Here is a 17,144-nt window from a genome sequence, read left to right as displayed (position 1 = left end):
GGAGAGGCTGGCGGTGGGGGCCGATCGACTGAATCGCTGAATCATAATCGGCACATGCTTGCTCGATTGTTGGCTTTCGTGGTCTGGGCCTTGCTGGCCTGTGTCAGCGTTTTCTGGTGGCTGAAGCTGGGTGCCCGGCCGCTGCCGGTGCCGGCGCAGGCCGTGCCGGCCGTCGACGCCGCCGGCCCGCGCGCCAATCTGTCGCGGCTGCTGGGCGAGCCCCAGGCCGTCGCGGCGCCGCTGGCTGTGGCCGCCGGCGAGGGACGCTACAAGCTGGTGGGCCTGGTAGCGCCCAAACAGGCCGGCACCGCGCATGCGGGGGAGGGCGTGGCCATGATCGCGGTGGATGGGGCGCCGCCGCGTCCGGTGCGGGTCGGCGCTGCGGTCGACGGCGAGATGCGCCTGCTGGCCCTGGACGGCAACTCCGCCGCCCTGGGCAGCCAGGGTGTTGTGAGCCTGAAGCTGACCCTGGCGCCGCCGGCGCCGGCCAATACCGGCAGCCTGCCGGTGGTGCGCAGCGAGCCGCTGCCCGGCCAGGAGCCCGCGCCACCCGCCGCGGCCGTGACGCCGCCCCCACCCTCGGCGATGGTGCCGGTGGCCCCGCCGGTCCAGCAGCCGCTGCAGCCGGCCGAGGCCGGTCCGCCGCGCCGCGAGACGACGCGCTGATCAGAGCTTGCTCGCCGGTCCGCCGACCGGCGGGGGCAGGATCGGCAGGGGTTGGGAATCGGGAGGGGCTGCGGCCGGCTTGTGAGCGAGCTCGGGCAGTTCGCTGAGCAGGGCGGCCGCGCTGCGGATCAAGGGCCAGGCCAGCGCGGCGCCGGTGCCGTCGCTGCCCTCCATGCCCAGTTCCAGCAGGGCCGAGGCGTGGAACAGGGCCAGCGCCTCGTCCAGCCCGCGGTGACCATGGCTGCGGCAGAACACCGCGTAGTCGGTGACCGGCGCGGCGATCAGGGAGGCCACCTTCAGTGCCGCGCAGGCGGCCAGGCCGTCGACGATGATCAGCTGGCGCTTCGCCGCGGCCACCAGCATCGCGCCGGCCATCACCGCGATCTCGAAGCCGCCCAGCGCGGCCAGCACGTCCAGCGGCTCGCGCAGTTCGCGATGACGGCCCTGGGCGTTTTGCAGGATCAGCAGCAGATGGGCCAGGCGGTCCTGGCGCATGTCGGGGCCGGAGACGATGAAGTCGCGCAAGGGGTTGCCGGTCAGGGCGGCGAGCAGCAGGGCCGCGCTTTCCTCCGAGCCCTGGCCCAGACCGGCGCAGGCCAGCGCATTGCCGCTCAGGCTGTTCACGATTTCCATGCCGACGCGCAGGCCGGCATGGGCCTGCTCCAGGCTCATGGCCGGACCGACGCGGGCGTTGCGCGTGCCATGTGCGATCTTGCGCGCCAGCAGCTTGGGATGCGGGCCCAGCGGCTCGGCCACGCCGCAGTCCACCACGCTCAGCTGCAGGCCCTGCAGCCGTGCGAACACGGCCACCGGCAGGCGTTGCTGCAGGGCCAGCATGGCCTGCTCGCGCGTGCTGCGGCCATGCAGCAGGTCGATGCCGTCCACGGCGAGGCCATGGTCGGCCGCAAACAGCGCCAGCGTGGGATCGCGAAAGCGCGGGCTCAGGGTGTTCTGCACCAGCCCCAGGCGCACGGCCAGCGGTTCCAACTCGCCCATGCCGCCGGCGATGGCCGCACGCCGGTCGATGCGTTCGCGCAGGGCCCGTTCCAGTTCGGGATTGGCGGTCGGCGAGATCAGGGACTGGTGGATGGGCATGGCAGGCCTGATTCTGGGGTCAAGCCGGGCGCGGCGTCATCCGCGGCGGCCCTAGCGCAGGAAGAGCTTGTAGACCGGGTTCTGGCTCTCGTCCTCGAAGGGGTAGTTGAGCGAGCCGATGAAGTCGCGCAAGGCGGCGCTGTCGCCCCTGGGTACCTGGATGCCCACCAGGATGCGGCCGTAGTCGGCGCCCTGGTTGCGGTAGTGGAACAGGCTGATGTTCCAGTCCGGATGCATGCTGGCCAGGAAGCGCATCAGCGCACCGGGGCGCTCGGGGAAGGTGAAGCTGTACAGGCGCTCGTTCCTGGCCAGTTCGCCGCGGCCTCCGACCATGTGGCGCAGGTGCTGCTTGGCCAGTTCGTTGTCCGTCAGGTTCTCGTTCGGGAAGCCATGCTTGACGAAGAGCTTGCTCAGCTTGTCGGCCTCGTCGGGCTTGCTGATCGAGATGCCGACGAAGATATGGGCGGCCTCGGCATCGGCGATGCGGTAGTTGAACTCGGTGACGCTGCGCGGCCCCAGCAGTTCGCAAAAGCGCAGGAAGCTGCCGCGTTCCTCGGGGATGGTGACGGCGAACAAGGCCTCGCGCTGCTCGCCGACCTCGGCACGCTCGGCGACGAAGCGCAGGCGGTCGAAGTTCATATTGGCGCCGCTGGTGATGGCCACCAGGGTCTGGCCCTTGGCGCCGGTCTTGGCGACGTACTGCTTGATCGCGGCCACGCCCAGGCCGCCGGCGGGCTCGAGGATGCTGCGGGTGTCCTCGAACACGTCCTTGATGGCGGCGCAGACGGCGTCGGTGTCCACGGTGATGAAGTCGTCCACCAGGGCCCGGGTGATGCGGAAGGTTTCCTCGCCGGCCAGCTTGACCGCGGTGCCGTCGGAGAACAGGCCCACGTCGCTGAGTTGCACGCGCTTGCCGGCCTTGACCGAGCGGATCATGGCATCGGAGTCCTTGGTCTGCACGCCGATCACCTTGATCTCGGGGCGCACCGCCTTGATATAGGCGGCCACCCCGGAGATCAGGCCGCCACCGCCGATGGCTACGAAGATCGCGTCGATCGGCCCGGGGTGCTGGCGCAGGATCTCCATCGCGATCGTGCCTTGGCCGGCGATCACGTCGGGGTCGTCAAAGGGGTGGACGAAGCTCAGGCCCTGCTCGCGCTCCAGTTCGATGGCGCGGCCATAGGCGTCGGTGAAGCTGTCGCCATGCAGCACGACCTCGCCGCCCAGGGCCTGGACGGCATCGATCTTGACCTTGGGCGAGGTGACCGGCATCACGATGACGGCGCGACAGCCCAGACGCTTGGCCGACAGGGCCACGCCCTGGGCATGGTTGCCGGCCGAGGCGCAGATCACGCCCTGAGCGCGCGCCTCGGGCGAGAGATGGGCCATCTTGTTGTAGGCGCCGCGCAGTTTGAAGCTGAAAACGGGCTGCTGGTCCTCGCGTTTCAGAAACACCTTGTTGGCCAAGCGCTTGGAGAGATTCTTGGCGGCATCGAGAGAACTCTCGATGGCGACCTCGTAGACCTTCGCGTTCAGGATGCGCTGCAGATAGCTGTTGTCACTGTGAATCAATGCGGGCTTGCCAAGCTGCTTCCGAGGCTTGCGGCGCGAAGGGGCTGGGCCGGCCATGACATGCTCTCCAATGCTGACTATTGCGGTGCAGCATCATAAGCGAGGGCCTGGAGGGCTAATTTCACCGTTATGGTGCGTAATCCGACGAGGACGAAAAAAAGCCCGAGTCCTTGCGGGCTCGGGCTGAATCCACCATGGAGGCGGTGGAGGAGACAACCGGTGCGACGAAAACCAGATCCGGGGACCGTTCGCTAGAATTGCTATTCTCCAAAACGGTGCATAACGAGGGATCTATGCTTCATTTTGGCAATAACCTTGTTCGGCATATAGTCGCATACGTTTGCGACTCGTTTTCGTCTGACTGATTAGAATTCTAATGCCGGTTCATGTTGCGCTGCAATATGTTTTTGTCCTGCGGGTGAGAAATTCACGGCCGCCGCCGGCGGGGAATGAGTGGCATCACAAGGAATCCCGATGGAATGCACGATCAATTGGATGGGGGCCGACGGTATGGCCTTTGTGGCCGAAACCGGCAGCGGCCATATGCTGGCGATGGACGGCTCCCCGGATGGTGGCGGCCGCAATCTCGCGCCGCGGCCGATGGAAACGGTGTTGGCCGGCACCGGTGGCTGCACCGCCTATGACGTGGTGCTGATCCTCAAGCGCGGACGTCAGGACGTGCAGGGCTGCCGGGTGCAACTGAAGGCCGAGCGGGCGCCCAGCGACCCCAAGGTTTTCACCAGCATCCACATGCATTTCGTGGTCACGGGCAAGGGCCTGAATCCGGCCGCGGTGGAGCGGGCGGTGGCGCTGTCGCACGAGAAATACTGTTCGGCCAGCATCATGCTGGCCAAGACGGCCGCGATCACGACCTCGGTGGAGATCGTCGAGGTCTGATCAGATGTGATGAGCGGTCAGGGTCATCACCTTGGCCGCCGCGCGCATCAGGCCCTTGACGGGCATGGGCAGTTCCCGGCCGCCGGCGGCCAGCGCCTCCTCGGCATGACGGGCTTCATCCTGCTTCATCTGCTCGACGATGGCGCGCGAGGTTTGGTCGGACGCGGGCAGGCGGTCCAGATGACCGGCCAGATGCGCTTCCACCTGGCGCTCGGTTTCGACCACGAAGCCCAGACTCAGCTTGTCGCCGGCCAGCCCGGCCAGGGTGCCGAAGGCAAAAGCTCCGCCCCACCATAGCGGGGCCAGGTAGCTGGTGTGGCTGTTCAGTTCCCGCAGTCGGTCGCGCGTCCAGGCCAGGTGGTCCACCTCTTCCTGGGCGGCGTGCAGGAAATGCGCGCGCAGCGCCTCGTCCTTGCAAATGAGGGCCTGGGACTGGTACAGCGCTTGGGCGCAGATCTCGCCCACATGATTGACGCGCATCAGCGCGCCGGACAGGCGCTGCTCATGTTCGTCCAAGGGAGGTGCCGTCGCCGCCGGCGCCGGCGCCGGCCGCGCACTGCCATGGTGACCGAATACCGTACGCAGGCCATGATCCAGGCTGGCCAGCAGGCGGTCGGGGGCCGAGAGTCGGGATGATGAAACACGCATGCACAGAGTTTAAGAGGCCTGGGCTGCCCGGCACGTCGTTTGCTTTTTCGCAATCTCTTGCCCAGCAAATGTGCTCCACGCAAATGACGTTTTTTTGAGTTTCGCGCCTCGTTGCGCTCCGACAACGAAGCCTTCGCTTTTCACCGTCCGCATCTGGTCATCCAGGGTTTGCTCTGGTGCAATACGTCAACTTCCGCTCAGGAGGTTGGCCTGATCGGCCCTGTCAGAAGGGCTTCCCGGATCGGGACCTCTTACTCAACCAAGGAGAATCGAATGAAGAAATCCCTGATTGCGCTGGCCGTGCTCGGCTCGATGGTCGGTGCTGCGGCAGCTCAGTCGTCGGTCACGCTGTTCGGTATCGTTGATGCCAACGTGCGCTACAACAAGGGCGGCGGTGCGACTACCCAAACCATGGGCAACAACGGCCTGGCCAGCAGCCGTCTGGGCTTCCGTGGCGTCGAGGACCTGGGTGGCGGCCTGAAGGCCAGCTTCTGGATCGAGCACCGCTTCAATTCGGACAACGGCAACCTGACCAGCAGCCGTTTCTGGCATGGCCGCTCGACCGTGAGCCTGTCGGGCGACTTCGGTGAGGTCCGCATGGGCCGTTACCTGACCCCGAGCTGGAACGCCTACGCCGACTTCGATCCGTTCGGCACCAACGGCGTTGGCGACATTGCCAACCTGTACTCGGTGCTGGGCAGCGGTGCTGACACCAAGACCCGTGCCGACAATATGGTTGGTTACTTCCTGCCGGGCAACCTGGGCGGCTTCTACGGTGAAGCGGCCGTGGCCGCCGGCGAAGGCTCGGTGGGCGGCAAGTACGTTGGCGGCCGTGTGGGCTATGCCCAAGGCCCGATCAATGTGAACGGCGGCGTCAGCAAGACCGAGACCATCACCGGCGATTTCAAGACCGCCACCGCTGCCGGTTCGTACAACTTCGGCCTGTTCAAGCTGGTCGGCATCTACAGCCAGAACAAGTACGACATCAACGGCGGCACCACCCGCAAGCAGAACCTGTACACGATCGGCGCGACCATGCCTCTGGGCAGCGGCACGCTGCGCGCCAGCTACACCACGGCTGACGCCAACAATGCAGCGAAGGCCGCCAGCTTCGGCGACGCCGACCAGTTCGCCGTCGGTTATGTCTATGACATGTCCAAGCGCACCGCTCTGTACGGCACGGCCGCGATGATCAAGAACAAGGCGACCGCCAAGTTCATCGTCGCCGGCCAGAACGCTGCCCTGATCAAGAACAACTACGACAACGGTGCCGTTGAAGTGGGTATCCGCCACGCTTTCTGATGATCGGCCCGCTTCGGCGGGCCTGTCTCGGAATCGAGAGCCGCCTTCGGGCGGCTTTTTTGTGGGCGTGAGGCCGCCCGGATGGCGGGGGCGGTGAAGAGCGGATGTCGGCGCGTGGAGATTCCACGGTCACGACGCCGTTCGCGGGCGGCGGCATCGATTGGCCTGCATATCTGTCTAACCGTCTTGCCGACCTCTGGCGAGTCGGGCTGGGTGGGTGTTGTGCGCCGAACAACACTTCGCCAGCAATGAAAAAGCCGCCCGAAGGCGGCTTGGCTGGCTGACCGTGATGCGGTCTTGGCGCTCAGAAGCGGTGCCGAACGCCGACCATCGCGCCGCCGCGCTTGGTGGCATTGTTGCCGTAGGCAACATGACCGTCGAACTTGGTGTAGTCCATCTCCAGATAGGCATCGGTGCGCTTGGAGAAGGCGTAATCCGCAACGACGGCGAAGTAGTCGCCCTTGCTCTTCTGCGGACGCAGCGGGCTGTAGTGGGTCTGGGTGGCATACCAGTAATGCGCGCCCAGATTCAGCTGGGTGGTCAGCTGATAGGTGGCTCCGGCCGAGATCATGTCGCGCTTCTTCACGTCGTTGGCGGCCGCGTTCAGCACAGGCCCCAGCAGGCCGGCCGTGTAGGCGGCCCCCAGCAGACCGCCGCTGTCGAACTTGTTCTGTGCCCAGGACGCATTGATGTACCAAGGACCGGTGGTGTACGAGCCGCCGAAGGTGGTGCCCTTGACCTTCTTGCCCAGCGTGTCCTCGACCTGCAGGAAGGCGCCACCCACCGCGATCGGGCCCTGGGCATAGCGCAGCAAGCCGCCATGAGACTTGTTCTGCGAGTTGCCTTCGCCGGCGGAGACCTGGAGCTCGCCGCGGACCGGACCGAACTCGACCAGGTACTTGACCATATTGTCCTGACGGGCGCCCATCGACAGGCCGATCTCGGGCTTGTAGGCCTCGATATAGGGCGAGTACCGGAAGGAGGCGTAGGTCGAGGTGTAGATGTCGAACAGGATGTTGTACTGGCGGCCGAGGGTGACGCGGCCGAAATCGCTCGACTGGATGCCGACCCAGGACTGGCGCCAGAAATCGGCCGCGGCGACCGTGCCGGTGTCGGAGTTCAGGCGATGCTCCAGGTTGGCAATGGCCCGCAGGCCGCCCCCCATGTCCTCGGAGATATTGACGCCCAGGCGGCTCTGCGACATGCCGCCGGGAGTCATGGTCTTCTTGGCGACACCCGGATTGGCATTGCTGGTCCAGCGCAGGCCGGCATCAACGATGCCGTACAGGGTCACGCTGGACTGCGCCCAGGCGGCGCTGGTGCTGGCTGCCAAGATACTCAGAGCCAGTACGGCCTTGTTCATCGATGTCTCCTTTATTTGTGATAGGGGTCCGAGACTGATTCTGTGCGAAGAGCGCTAACAAGATTGCCGCTTGTTGCAACAGGCCAACAAGAGCAAACCCTGCTCGCACCTGGCGCCTTGGTGACACCCGATCCGGCGGTACGACGCCCGTCGGCGCGCTGCGATACTCGCGGCCCCTGCCGATCTTGGTGGGCAAGGCGCCGTAGCCGATCCATGTTCTGCACCGCCCCGCGATGAATCCCCTGCGTCTGTTCTGCCTGTCCACCCTGCTGCTGACGGCCTGCGCGCAAACGCCGCAGGTTCCGCTACCCGCCGAGCGGCCGCCCGAGCTGGACGGCTGGGTCATGCGCGAATTGCCCGGCAAGCGCAGGACGAACTACAGCCTGGCCGAGCGCGGCGGGCGGCCCTGCGTGCTGGCCCATGCCGAGCGCTCGGTCAGCATGTGGCGGCGGCGCCTGCAACTGGACGTTCGGCAGGTCGAGCGGCTGGAGTTCGACTGGTGGATTGCCAGCCATCAGCAGAACGCCACCGTCGCGGCACCCGAAACCGACGACGCCCCGGCGCGGCTGCTGCTGGCCTTCGACGGCGACGTGGCGCGGCTCTCGGCACGCAATCGCATGCTGTTCGAACTGGCCGAGACCGTCAGCGGCGAGGCGCCGCCCTTCGCGACCCTGATGTATGTCTGGGACGCCAAGGCGGCGCCCGAGACCCTCGTGGTCAGCGCGCGCAGCGACCGCATCCGCAAGATCGTCGTCGGCTCCGGGTCGGCCGAGCCGGCGCGCTGGCGCCGCTTCGAGCGCGACATCGCGGCCGACTACCGGCGCGCCTTCGGCGAGGAGCCCGGCTCCCTGGTCGGTGCGGCCTTCATGACCGATGGCGACAACACCGGTACGCGTGCCGAGGCCTGCTATGGCGCCATGGTGTTCCGCGACGCTCAGCAGCGCAGTCTGCCGGGCAGTCTTGTTTTCTGAACCGGGCCGTCTTTTCATCAGGGCTTTCCCGGTTTGTCGCGCGGGCGGACTTGTCCATGATGGCGCCCAGACGGCAGGACGCCCCTCGGTGGTGCGGCGCTGCCGGAGCATGCGCTGAGGGGCTGCCTTGCTGTGACCAGCTGCCAAGCTTGGCGCGCGACGTGAACGTCTGCGGGCGTGTCGCCGGGGTGGCCTGAATCATGCATGCGGCAAGCAGCGCTGCGCCGGGCCTCACTCATCAATCGCCGACCAAGACATGCTAGTTTTTATTCTGAGACGCCTCGCGCAGGCCATCGTCGTGATGCTGACGGTGGCCTTCATCGCCTTCATGCTGTTCCAGTATGTCGGCGACCCGGTCACCAATCTGCTGGGTCAGGATGCCACGCAGGAGCAGCGTGAACAGCTGCGCCGCGACCTGGGCCTGGACGATCCCTTCCCGGTGCAGTTCGCCAAGTTCATCGGCAACGCGGTGCAGGGCGAGTTCGGCCTGAGCCTGCGCCAGGGGCGCAAGGTTTCCACGCTGATCGTCGAGCGCTTCCCCGCCACCTTGGAGTTGGCCACGGCGGCCGGTGTGATCGCCCTGCTGGTGGGCATCCCGCTGGGGGTCTACGCGGCGCTGCGGCGCGGCCGCTTCGCGTCGCAGCTGCTGATGACCTTGTCGCTGCTGGGCGTGTCGCTGCCGACCTTCCTGATCGGCATTCTCCTGATCCTGATCTTCGCGGTGAACCTGAAATGGCTGCCGAGCTTCGGGCGCGGCGACGTGGTCGCCTTCGGTACCTGGACCACGGGCCTGTTGACCTGGGACGGCCTCAAGCACCTGCTGCTGCCCGCGGTCACGCTGTCGGTGTTCCAGCTGACCCTGATCATGCGCCTGGTGCGCGCCGAGATGCTGGAGGTGCTGCGCACCGACTACATCAAGTTCGCGCGCGCCCGCGGCCTCTCCGACCGTTCGGTCTACTTCGGGCATGCGCTGAAGAACACCCTGGTGCCGGTGATCACGATCACCGGCCTGCAGCTCGGCTCGCTGATCGCCTTCGCCATCATCACCGAGACCGTGTTCCAGTGGCCCGGCATGGGACTGCTCTTCATCCAGGCCGTGCAGTTCGCCGACATTCCGGTGATGGCCGCCTATCTGTGCCTGATCTCCTTCATCTTCGTCACGATCAACCTGCTGGTCGACATGCTCTATTTCGCGGTCGATCCGCGCCTGCGCATCGAAGGCAAGGCCGGAGGCCATTGAGATGGCAGCCTTGGCCGACAACGGCGCCTACCAGCGCCTCTTCGCGCTGCGCGGCGAACTGACCGCCTTGCGGCGCGAGCTGCATGCGATGCCGGAACTCGGTTTCCAGGAGACGCGCACCGCGGCGCGCGTGGTCGAGGCCTTGCGCGTCTGCGGCGTCGACGAGATCCACACCGGCATCGGCCGCACCGGCGTCGTGGCCCTGATCCATGGCCGCGGCGGCGCCGGTGGCCGCATGCTGGGCCTGCGCGCCGACATGGATGCGCTGCCGCTGCAGGAGGACAACGACGTGCCCTGGCGCTCCGCCACGCCGGGCCTGATGCATGCCTGCGGCCACGACGGCCATACCGCGATGCTGGTCGCGGCGGCGCGCCACCTCGTCGAGACGCGCCAGTTCGACGGCACCGCGGTGCTGATCTTCCAGCCCGGCGAGGAGGGCTATGCCGGCGCGCGCGAGATGATCAAGGATGGCCTGTTCGAGCGCTTTCCGGTCGAGTCGGTTTATGCGATGCACAACTGGCCGCTGATGCCGGCCGGACGCATCGGCCTGAACACGGGCGCGATGATGGCGGCGGCCGACCAGATCGAGATCGTGCTGCAGGGCCGCGGCGGCCATGGCGCGCACCCTCACTTGGCCATCGACCCGGTGCTGATGGCCGGCCATGTGATCACGGCGGTGCAGAGCCTGGTGTCGCGCAATGTCGCGCCGATGGACCAGGCCGTCATCAGCCTGTGCTCGATGCAGGCCGGCGATGCGGGCGCCTTCAGCGTGATCCCGCGCGAGGCGCGCCTGAGCGGCACCGTGCGCAGCTTCCGACCGGAGGTGCAGCAGTTGGTCGAGGAGCGGCTCAATGCCCTGATCGAATCGCTGGCCCTGGGTTTCGGCGGCCATGCGACGGTGAATTACAAGCGGCTCTACCCGGCCACCATCAACACGGCGCCCGAGGCGCTGTTCGCGGCCCGGGTCGCTCAGTCTGTGGTCGGCGAGGCCAATGTCCAGACCGACCTGCCGCCGAGCATGGGCTCGGAGGACTTCTCCTTCATGCTGCAGGCCAAGCCCGGCGCCTACCTGCGCATCGGCCAGGCCGCGACCGATGGCAGCGGCAATGCCTGCGGCCTGCACAACCCTCGCTACGACTTCAACGACGAGATCCTGCCGCTGGGCGGCGCGCTGTTCGCCGCCCTGGTCGAGCAAGGCCTGCCCCTCGCCATCGCCACGCCACCCGGAGTTCCTGCTCAATGAGTTCCCGTCCCCCAAGCTCCACCGCCGCCGCGGTGGCCGCCCCGAGCGCATTCAGGCGCTTCTTCGACGGCGACGTCTGGCATTCTTTCACCCGCTCGCCAACCGCCATCGTTGCGGCGCTGATTGCCACCGTCTGCGTGTTCTGTGCCGTGTTCGCCGAGTTCGTCGCGCCGCACAACCCCTTCGACCTGGCCTCGCTGGAGCTGATGGATGCGCGCCTGCCGCCGGCCTGGGAGGCCGAAGGCTCGACCAAGTACCTGCTGGGCACCGACGACCAGGGGCGCGACATCCTCTCGGCGCTGATGTACGGCGCGCGCATCTCGCTGTTCGTCGGCCTGGCCTCGGTGCTGCTGTCGATGCTGATCGGCGTCGGTCTCGGCCTCTTGGCCGGCTTCGTCGGCGGCAGGGTGGACGCCTTCATCATGCGCGTCTGCGACGTGATGCTGTCCTTCCCCTCGATCCTGATCGCGCTGCTGATCGATGGCGTGGGCCGCGCGATGTTCCCCAATGCCCATGACACGCTGGCCTTTGCGGTGCTGATCTTCGCGATCGCCTTGACCGGCTGGGTGCAGTACGCGCGCACGGTGCGCGGCTCGACGATGGTGGAGCGCAACAAGGAATATGTGCAGGCCGCGCGCGTGATCGGCGTCAGCCCGCTGCGCATCATGCGCAAGCATGTGCTGCCCAATGTGCTGGGGCCGGTGCTGGTGCTGGCCACGATCCAGGTCGCGGCGGCCATCATCACTGAGGCGACCCTGTCCTTCCTGGGCGTCGGCGTGCCGCCGACCAGCCCCTCGCTCGGGACGCTGATCCGCGTCGGCAACGACTTCCTGTTCTCCGGCGAATGGTGGATCACGATCTGGCCCGGCGTGATGCTGGTGCTGATCGCCTTGTCGGTGAACCTGCTGGGCGACTGGCTGCGCGATGCGCTGAACCCTCGCCTGAGATGATCCACCCCCTACGCGCTTCGCGCGCCCCCTCGAGGGGGCGGCGCCGACCGCCCGGCAAGGCCGGATCGGCGGCACCTGCTCGGCAACTGAAGACCACCCCATGACCGCACCCCTGCTTGAAGTCCGCCATCTGCGCGTCGAGTTTCCGACACGGCGCGGCACCCTGCTGGCGCTGGACGACATCAACTTCGACATCGCGCCGGGCGAGATCCTGGGCGTGGTGGGCGAATCCGGCGCCGGCAAGTCGCTGACCGGTGCCTCGATAATCGGCCTCTTGGATCCGCCCGGGCGCATCGCCGGCGGCGAGATCCTGCTCGCGGGCCGGCGCATCGACAACCTGCCCTACGACGAGATGCGCAAGATCCGCGGCCGCCAGATCGGCGCGGTGTTCCAGGATCCGCTCACCTCGCTGAACCCGCTGTACACGGTGGGCCGCCAGCTGATCGAGACGATCACGACGCACCTGAACCTGAGCGAGAGCCAGGCGCGCGCCCGTGCGATCGATCTGCTGAAGCAGACCGGCATCCCGGCCGCCGAGCAGCGTATCGACCAGTACCCGCACCAGTTCTCCGGCGGCATGCGCCAACGCGTCGTGATCGCGCTGGCCCTGGCGGCCGAACCCAAACTGATCGTGGCCGACGAGCCGACCACGGCGCTGGACGTGTCGATCCAGGCGCAGATCATTTCGCTGCTCAAGCGCATCTGCAAGGAGCAGGGGGCTGCGGTGATGTTGGTGACGCACGACATGGGCGTGATCGCCGAGACCTGCGACCGCGTGGCCGTGATGTATGCGGGCCGCGTGGCCGAGATCGGGCCGGTGCACGATGTGATCCACAAGCCGGCACATCCCTACACGGTGGGCCTGATGGGCTCGATTCCCGCGATGGACGAGGATCGCGAGCGCCTCTTGCAGATCGACGGCGCGATGCCGCGTCTGAACACGATTCCCGCGGGTTGCGCCTACAACCCGCGCTGCCCCAAGGTGTTCGGCCGTTGCCGCACCGAGCGCCCCGAACTGATGCAGGTGCAGGCCACGAAGGCCTCCTGCTGGCTGCATGCCGAAGCCCACAAGGAAACCGCCGTATGAGCCGCCCGCTGGTCGAAGTCCGGGATCTGGCCAAGATCTTCGATGTCTCGCCACCCTGGCTGAACCGTGTCGTCGAGCGCAAGCCCAGGGCCTTCGTGCATGCGGTCGATGGTGTCAGCTTTAGCATCCAGAAGGGCAAGACCTTGGCCCTGGTCGGCGAATCGGGCTGTGGCAAGAGCACGGTGGCGCGCCTGCTGGTGGGGCTGTATAAGCCCACGCGCGGCGCGGTCAGCTTCGACGGCGCCGATACCGCCCAGACCCTGGCCGCCGGTGGTCCCGGGGGCGCCCAGGCGCTGCGCCGGCGCATGCAGATGATCTTCCAGGATCCCTACGCCTCGCTGAACCCGCGCTGGAAGGTGCAGGACATCATCGGCGAGCCGCTGCGCGAGCATGGACTGATCAGTCGGCCGGAGGAACTGAAAACGCGTGTCGGCGAGTTGCTGCAGTCGGTGGGCCTGTCGCCGGCGGACCGCGAGAAGTTCCCGCACCAGTTCTCCGGCGGCCAGCGCCAGCGCATCTCGATCGCCCGCGCGCTGGCCACCGAGCCCGAGTTCCTGGTCTGCGACGAGCCCACCTCGGCGCTGGATGTCTCGGTGCAGGCCCAGGTGCTGAACATCATGAAGGACCTGCAGCGCAAGCAGGGCCTGACCTATCTGTTCATCTCGCACAACCTGGCGGTGGTGCGCCATGTGTCGGACCAGGTCGGCGTGATGTACCTGGGGCGCCTCGTGGAGGTGGCCGACAAGGCCGATCTGTTCGCCGCGCCGCGCCACCCCTACACGCGCATGCTGCTGGACGCGATTCCCGACATCCATATGTCGGGCCGCGCCCGCACGCCGGTGCAGGGCGAGGTGCCGAACCCGCTGAACCCGCCCAGCGGCTGCAGCTTCCACCCGCGCTGCCCGCATGCCAATGCGCGCTGCAAGGCCGAACGGCCCGCGCTGCTCGAGTTCAAGGGCGTGCAGGTGGCCTGCCACGCCGTCGAGGAAGGGCGAATCTAGGGCGCCGGTCGCCTCATCAGGCCTTCGGCTGCGAGGCGGCCGCGGCCGGCGGCTTGGGCTGCTCCGGCAGTTTCAGCGGCCCTTTCTGGCCGCAGCCCGCCAGCAGCAGGGAGAACAGGGCTGCGCCCAGGACGGCGAGGGCGCGCGGACCTACACTTGTGGATGTATTCATTGCCACGAGTTTATCGGTCATGACCGCCGCCCTTGCCAGCACCCCACTCAGCGACGCCGACTATCACGCCAAGGCCAATGCCGTGCTGGCCGGGGTCGAGGCGCAGGTCGATGTCTGGCTGGAGGCCGATGTGATCGACATCGACACCCACCGCACCGGCGGCCTGCTGGAGTTGAGTTTCCCGAACGGCAGCAAGATCGTGCTGAACACCCAGCCGCCGCTGCAGGAGCTCTGGCTGGCGGCGCGTGCCGGCGGCTACCACTTCCGCCATGTGAACGGCCAATGGCTGGAGCGCGAGGGGCGGGAGTTCCATGCGGTGCTGTCGAAGTCCGCCAGCGAGCAGGGCGGCCGCGAACTGGTTTTCATGCCACGCTGAGCTTTGTGGCCCGGCGCGGCCCGCAGATCCAATTCGCCAATCTGCCAATCCGCCAATCCGACTCTGCCGGTTCAACAGGGCGGCCCCCTGAAGGCGTGCGCGGCGCTCAGGGTCAGCGCCTGAACAGGTCGAGGATGCTCTTCTTTTCCTCGGGGCTCGTGTCCTGGGACTGGGGCGCGTGGCCGGTGTCATTGCTCAGCGCCCGCACACCGCTGTTGCCGGCGTACTCGTCGTAGTACCACTCGCCGTTCAGGTTCACGACCCCCTCGGGGGCGCTGTACTCGGCCACCGGCGCATTGCGCAGCGCAAAGCCCATGTACTCGATCCAGACCGGCAGCGACAGGCCGCCGCCGGTTTCGCGGCTGCCCAGCTTGCGCGGCTGGTCGTAGCCGATCCAGACCACGGCCACCACCTCGCGCTGGTAGCCGGCGAACCAGGCGTCCATCGAGTCGTTGGTGGTACCGGTCTTGCCGTAGAGATCGGTGCGCTTGAGGGCCGACTGGGCCCGCGCCGCGGTGCCGCTGCGCGTGACCTCCTGCAGCAGGCTGCTCATCAGGAAGGCGTTGCGCGGTTCGATCACCAGCGGGCTCTGTTCGGCCTCGGCCGTCGGGGCCTGGTAGAGCTGGCGGCCGGAATTGTCCGTCAGGCGCGCGATCAGGCGCGGTGCCAGCAGATGGCCGCCGTTGGCGAATACGCCATAGGCCTGAGCCATCTGCATCGGCGTGACCGAGCCGGCGCCCAGCGCCATCGTCAGGTAGGCGGGGTGCTTGTCGGCCTCGAAACCGAAACGTCCGATCCAGTCCTGGGTGAAATGCACGCCGCTGGACTGCAGCACGCGGATCGACACCATGTTCTTGGACCTGGCCAGCGCGCGGCGCAGCGGCATCGGGCCCTCGAAGGTGCCGTCGTAGTTCTTCGGCTCCCAGGGCTGGCTGCCGGTGGTGGTGGCATCGAAGAACAGCGGGGCGTCGTTGACCACCGTGCTGGGTGTGAAGCCCTTTTCCAGGGCCGCCGAGTAGATGAAGGGCTTGAAGGCGGAGCCGGGCTGGCGCCAGGCCTGGGTGACATGGTTGAACTTGTTCTTGGCGTAGTCGAAGCCGCCGACCAGGGCACGCAGATTGCCGTTGCGCGGATCCATCGAGACGAAGGCGCCCTCGACCTCGGGCAACTGGGTGACGGTCCAGGGCTCCTTGCTGCCTTCCTTGCCGGTCTTCAGCACCCGGATGATGGCGCCGCGGCGGATACGGGTCTTGGGATTGCCGCGGTCGGTCAGGCCCGAGCTGGCGGGTTTGAGGCCTTCGCCGACGATTTCCACCGGCTCGCCGTTCTGCAGCATCGCCACCACCTTCTTCGGGTCGGCGCTGAGCACGACCGCCGGCAGCAACTCGTCATTGGGCGGATGGTCGGACAGGGCCTCGGCGATGCGGCTGTCCAGGTCGGCCGGCTCGGCGGGCAGGTCCACATAGGCCTCCGGGCCGCGGTAGACCTGGCGCCGCTCGTAGTCCATGATGCCTCGGCGCAGCGCGCGGTAGGCGGCCAGCTGCTCGTCGGCGCGTATCGTCAGATAGACATTCAGGCCGCGGCTGTAGGTGTCGTCGCCGTACTGGCTGAAGATCAGCTGGCGCGCGGCTTCGGCCACATACTCGGCATGGGCGGCGTTCTCGCTGATCTGGGGCCGGTAGCGCAGGCGCTGGGCCTTGGCCTCGGCATGCTGCTCCTCGGTGATGAAACCGTTGTCCAGCATGCGATCGATGATGTACTGCTGGCGCAGGGTGGCGCGGCGCGGATTGCTGATCGGGTTGTAGGCCGAGGGCGCCTTGGGCAGGCCGGCCAGCATGGCCGCCTCGGCGATCGAGATGTCCTTGAGCGGCTTGCCGAAATAGACCTCGCTGGCGGCCGCGAAACCGTAGGCGCGGTGCCCCAGGAAGATCTGGTTCATATAGATCTCGAGGATCTTGTCCTTGGGCAGGACGCGCTCGATCTTGAGCGCCAGCAGGATCTCGTAGATCTTGCGGGTGAAGGTCTTTTCGGTGGACAGATAGAAATTGCGCGCCACCTGCATCGTGATGGTGGAGGCGCCCTGGCTGCGCGAGTCGCTGATGTTCGCCAGGCCGGCGCGCAGCACGCCCAGGTAGTCGACGCCGCCATGCTGGTAGAAGCGCGCGTCCTCGATCGCCAGCACGGCGTCCTGCATGACCTTGGGGATCTGGGCCACCGGCAGATAGCTGCGCCGCTCCTCGCCGAACTCGCCCAGCAGAACCCCCTCGCTGGACAGCACGCGCAGCGGCAGCTTCGGCCGGTAGTCGGTCAGGCCGCCGATGTCGGGCAGGTTGGGGTAGGCCATGGCCAGGCCCAGGCCGACCAGCAGCAGCACCGACAGCAGGCCTGCCAGCGCCAGGCCCAGCAGCCAGGCCAGGCTGCGGCCGGCAAGCGCCAGGACGGGGTGAGGGCGGGAGGCTCGCGAGGACTCGGGTGCGGAACTCCGGGAGGTCTTTTTCTGGGCGTCGCTCATGGGCCTTTCGGATAGCGTGCGCTCATTATAGAAAGCGCCGGCGAACGGG

Annotated in this window: 16 protein-coding genes; 10 read left to right on the top strand and 6 right to left on the bottom strand. The window is 67.1% G+C overall.

The features are described from left to right. The first annotated feature begins 54 nt into the window (after nt 1–54). Nucleotides 55–666, top strand: a complete 612-nt coding sequence (locus AC07OQ_RS08450) for a hypothetical protein (RefSeq protein WP_495052665.1) — start codon at nt 55–57, stop codon at nt 664–666. On the opposite strand, the gene AC07OQ_RS08445 is transcribed toward AC07OQ_RS08450, so the two are convergent. Next, a complete protein-coding gene (locus AC07OQ_RS08445) occupies nt 667–1,761 on the bottom strand; it encodes a nicotinate-nucleotide--dimethylbenzimidazole phosphoribosyltransferase (protein ID WP_495052664.1) in 1,095 nt (364 codons plus the stop codon). A 51-nt stretch (nt 1,762–1,812) separates the two neighbouring features. After that, nucleotides 1,813–3,390, bottom strand: a complete 1,578-nt coding sequence (gene ilvA / locus AC07OQ_RS08440) for a threonine ammonia-lyase, biosynthetic (RefSeq protein ID WP_495052663.1) — start codon at nt 3,388–3,390, stop codon at nt 1,813–1,815. A 417-nt stretch (nt 3,391–3,807) separates the two neighbouring features. Here ilvA and AC07OQ_RS08435 point away from each other — a divergent pair, with 417 nt between their 5' ends. Further along, nucleotides 3,808–4,230 carry an OsmC family protein gene (locus AC07OQ_RS08435; protein ID WP_495052662.1) on the top strand — a complete coding sequence of 141 codons (423 nt, stop codon included), beginning with the start codon at nt 3,808–3,810 and terminating at the stop codon, nt 4,228–4,230. Here the strand turns inward: AC07OQ_RS08435 and coq7 are convergent, their stop codons facing one another. Then, nucleotides 4,231–4,878 (bottom strand): 2-polyprenyl-3-methyl-6-methoxy-1,4-benzoquinone monooxygenase, encoded by a 648-nt coding sequence (gene coq7 / locus AC07OQ_RS08430; protein ID WP_495052661.1) that lies wholly within the window; start codon nt 4,876–4,878, stop codon nt 4,231–4,233. It abuts the gene before it with no gap. Nucleotides 4,879–4,989: 111 nt separating this feature from the next. On the opposite strand from coq7, the gene AC07OQ_RS08425 reads away from it, so the two are divergent. Beyond that, nucleotides 4,990–6,180, top strand: coding sequence for a porin (locus AC07OQ_RS08425; protein ID WP_495052660.1), 1,191 nt, complete (start codon nt 4,990–4,992; stop codon nt 6,178–6,180). A 304-nt stretch (nt 6,181–6,484) separates the two neighbouring features. Here the strand turns inward: AC07OQ_RS08425 and AC07OQ_RS08420 are convergent, their stop codons facing one another. Further along, nucleotides 6,485–7,543 carry a porin gene (locus AC07OQ_RS08420; protein ID WP_495052659.1) on the bottom strand — a complete coding sequence of 353 codons (1,059 nt, stop codon included), beginning with the start codon at nt 7,541–7,543 and terminating at the stop codon, nt 6,485–6,487. Nucleotides 7,544–7,776: 233 nt separating this feature from the next. On the opposite strand from AC07OQ_RS08420, the gene AC07OQ_RS08415 reads away from it, so the two are divergent. From AC07OQ_RS08415 to AC07OQ_RS08390, 6 genes are all read left to right on the top strand, one after another. Further along, nucleotides 7,777–8,514: a DUF3047 domain-containing protein gene (locus AC07OQ_RS08415; RefSeq protein ID WP_495052658.1), complete on the top strand. Its 738-nt coding sequence runs from the start codon at nt 7,777–7,779 to the stop codon at nt 8,512–8,514. Between the two features lie 256 nt (nt 8,515–8,770). Then, the gene (locus tag AC07OQ_RS08410) at nt 8,771–9,754 is read left to right on the top strand and encodes an ABC transporter permease (RefSeq protein WP_495052657.1); all 984 of its coding nucleotides are present in this window, start codon (nt 8,771–8,773) and stop codon (nt 9,752–9,754) included. A gap of 1 nt (nt 9,755) precedes the next feature. Beyond that, nucleotides 9,756–10,997, top strand: coding sequence for a M20 aminoacylase family protein (locus AC07OQ_RS08405; protein ID WP_495052656.1), 1,242 nt, complete (start codon nt 9,756–9,758; stop codon nt 10,995–10,997). After that, entirely contained in the window at nt 10,994–11,947 is a 954-nt protein-coding gene (locus AC07OQ_RS08400; RefSeq protein ID WP_495052655.1) for an ABC transporter permease, read from the top strand. The genes AC07OQ_RS08405 and AC07OQ_RS08400 overlap by 4 nt, the downstream gene beginning before the upstream one ends. 100 nt (nt 11,948–12,047) lie before the next feature. Continuing rightward, nucleotides 12,048–13,034, top strand: coding sequence for an ABC transporter ATP-binding protein (locus AC07OQ_RS08395; RefSeq protein WP_495052654.1), 987 nt, complete (start codon nt 12,048–12,050; stop codon nt 13,032–13,034). After that, the gene (locus AC07OQ_RS08390) at nt 13,031–14,035 is read left to right on the top strand and encodes an ABC transporter ATP-binding protein (protein ID WP_495052653.1); all 1,005 of its coding nucleotides are present in this window, start codon (nt 13,031–13,033) and stop codon (nt 14,033–14,035) included. The genes AC07OQ_RS08395 and AC07OQ_RS08390 overlap by 4 nt, the downstream gene beginning before the upstream one ends. A gap of 16 nt (nt 14,036–14,051) precedes the next feature. On the opposite strand, the gene lptM is transcribed toward AC07OQ_RS08390, so the two are convergent. Next, nucleotides 14,052–14,207 carry an LPS translocon maturation chaperone LptM gene (gene lptM, locus AC07OQ_RS08385; protein ID WP_495052652.1) on the bottom strand — a complete coding sequence of 52 codons (156 nt, stop codon included), beginning with the start codon at nt 14,205–14,207 and terminating at the stop codon, nt 14,052–14,054. A 19-nt stretch (nt 14,208–14,226) separates the two neighbouring features. Here lptM and cyaY point away from each other — a divergent pair, with 19 nt between their 5' ends. Then, the gene (gene cyaY, locus AC07OQ_RS08380) at nt 14,227–14,583 is read left to right on the top strand and encodes an iron donor protein CyaY (protein ID WP_495052651.1); all 357 of its coding nucleotides are present in this window, start codon (nt 14,227–14,229) and stop codon (nt 14,581–14,583) included. A gap of 112 nt (nt 14,584–14,695) precedes the next feature. Here the strand turns inward: cyaY and AC07OQ_RS08375 are convergent, their stop codons facing one another. Next, the gene (locus tag AC07OQ_RS08375; protein ID WP_495052650.1) at nt 14,696–17,095 is read right to left on the bottom strand and encodes a penicillin-binding protein 1A; all 2,400 of its coding nucleotides are present in this window, start codon (nt 17,093–17,095) and stop codon (nt 14,696–14,698) included. Between the last annotated feature and the right edge of the window lie 49 nt (nt 17,096–17,144).

The sequence above is a fragment of the Roseateles sp. GW821-FHT09B06 genome (genome assembly GCF_059418245.1).
This window is presented reverse-complemented; position numbering and strand designations above follow the sequence as displayed.

Bases quoted from the DNA above. Each gene is read 5' to 3' on its own strand.
- AC07OQ_RS08450 (WP_495052665.1), top strand. From the start codon at position 55: ATGCTTGCTCGATTGTTGGCTTTCGTGGTCTGGGCCTTGCTGGCCTGT.
- AC07OQ_RS08445 (WP_495052664.1), bottom strand. From the start codon at position 1,761: ATGCCCATCCACCAGTCCCTGATCTCGCCGACCGCCAATCCCGAACTG.
- ilvA (WP_495052663.1), bottom strand. From the start codon at position 3,390: ATGGCCGGCCCAGCCCCTTCGCGCCGCAAGCCTCGGAAGCAGCTTGGC.
- AC07OQ_RS08435 (WP_495052662.1), top strand. From the start codon at position 3,808: ATGGAATGCACGATCAATTGGATGGGGGCCGACGGTATGGCCTTTGTG.
- coq7 (WP_495052661.1), bottom strand. From the start codon at position 4,878: ATGCGTGTTTCATCATCCCGACTCTCGGCCCCCGACCGCCTGCTGGCC.
- AC07OQ_RS08420 (WP_495052659.1), bottom strand. From the start codon at position 7,543: ATGAACAAGGCCGTACTGGCTCTGAGTATCTTGGCAGCCAGCACCAGC.
- AC07OQ_RS08415 (WP_495052658.1), top strand. From the start codon at position 7,777: ATGAATCCCCTGCGTCTGTTCTGCCTGTCCACCCTGCTGCTGACGGCC.
- AC07OQ_RS08410 (WP_495052657.1), top strand. From the start codon at position 8,771: ATGCTAGTTTTTATTCTGAGACGCCTCGCGCAGGCCATCGTCGTGATG.
- AC07OQ_RS08405 (WP_495052656.1), top strand. From the start codon at position 9,756: ATGGCAGCCTTGGCCGACAACGGCGCCTACCAGCGCCTCTTCGCGCTG.
- AC07OQ_RS08400 (WP_495052655.1), top strand. From the start codon at position 10,994: ATGAGTTCCCGTCCCCCAAGCTCCACCGCCGCCGCGGTGGCCGCCCCG.
- AC07OQ_RS08395 (WP_495052654.1), top strand. From the start codon at position 12,048: ATGACCGCACCCCTGCTTGAAGTCCGCCATCTGCGCGTCGAGTTTCCG.
- AC07OQ_RS08390 (WP_495052653.1), top strand. From the start codon at position 13,031: ATGAGCCGCCCGCTGGTCGAAGTCCGGGATCTGGCCAAGATCTTCGAT.
- lptM (WP_495052652.1), bottom strand. From the start codon at position 14,207: ATGAATACATCCACAAGTGTAGGTCCGCGCGCCCTCGCCGTCCTGGGC.
- cyaY (WP_495052651.1), top strand. From the start codon at position 14,227: ATGACCGCCGCCCTTGCCAGCACCCCACTCAGCGACGCCGACTATCAC.
- AC07OQ_RS08375 (WP_495052650.1), bottom strand. From the start codon at position 17,095: ATGAGCGACGCCCAGAAAAAGACCTCCCGGAGTTCCGCACCCGAGTCC.